This is a genomic window from Mesorhizobium sp. M7A.F.Ca.ET.027.03.2.1, assembly GCF_003999175.1.
GTDB lineage: Bacteria > Pseudomonadota > Alphaproteobacteria > Rhizobiales > Rhizobiaceae > Mesorhizobium.
Genome location: NZ_RZOM01001607.1, coordinates 1 through 850, shown reverse-complemented (window position 1 = coordinate 850; position 850 = coordinate 1). Strand labels below are relative to the sequence as shown.

Sequence of the window (850 nt, the reverse complement as noted above, 5' to 3'; positions counted from 1 at the left end):
TGCCTGGATGCGTGTTCGGCGTGACGCCCATCGCACGCAGCTCGTTGTCCAGCTTGGAGCCGACACGTGCACCGCCCTTTGCTTTGATGATTGCCAAAACCGGTGATCGTTCGGCGAAGGTTTGCTTCTTGCCTGCCGAGCGCGCCGCAGCGCGAGCCTGCCTCACCGTCTCAACCATCACAGCATTTTCGTCGGCGCCGCGCAGAGTAGTTACCAGCGCGGCCGGCGCGCGCTCCTTGAGCACGGCAAGACGATCTTGACGCAACTGGGTCAGCGCACTCGTTCGCCTCTGCCGGCCGGTCTCCCGGTCAGCCAGGCGTCCTTCGATTCCTTCCAGGCGATCGTTGACCTTGCCGAACGATTCGCGCTTCTTGTCCGCGTCGATGATGCGATTGCCGATCCTGATTTCGTCAGCTTTGAATTCTAGATGCGATAGCTGGTCATCGATCCATGGCTTCACGATAGCTTTGAAGCGGGCTTCGCCAGCGTTTAGGCGGTTCGAGTTCCAAAGGCGCGTGAGGTAGGACGTCGCCGTCTTGACGCTCACATCTGCCGGCAGCAGGCCAGCAGCGATGGCTTCGTCCTTCAGCGGATCGAAAAGCGTTTTGCGCCAGGATTGCGCCGCCATCGACACTGCGTCGTTCTCGCCGACATCACCGCGACGCATGGCTTTGCTGACAGCGGTGCGGAATTCCTCCGCCGACATGCCGAGGCCTTTCTGGCGCGCATCGCTGTAGATCGAGCGCATGTCGTCTAGGCCCTTGGTCAACGCGCCCCGGTCCCAATATTTTACCGCGCTCTCGACCGCGATGTTGCCTTCGCCGCGCGCGTTCTTTTCGATGTAGAAGCC

At 61.2% G+C, this 850-nt stretch carries 1 protein-coding gene; it reads right to left on the bottom strand.

Annotated elements, in window-relative coordinates:
• On the bottom strand, positions 1–748 hold a 748-nt coding region (locus tag EN750_RS36770; protein ID WP_210212804.1), incomplete at its 3' end, for a hypothetical protein.
• Positions 749–850: the final 102 nt, after the last annotated feature.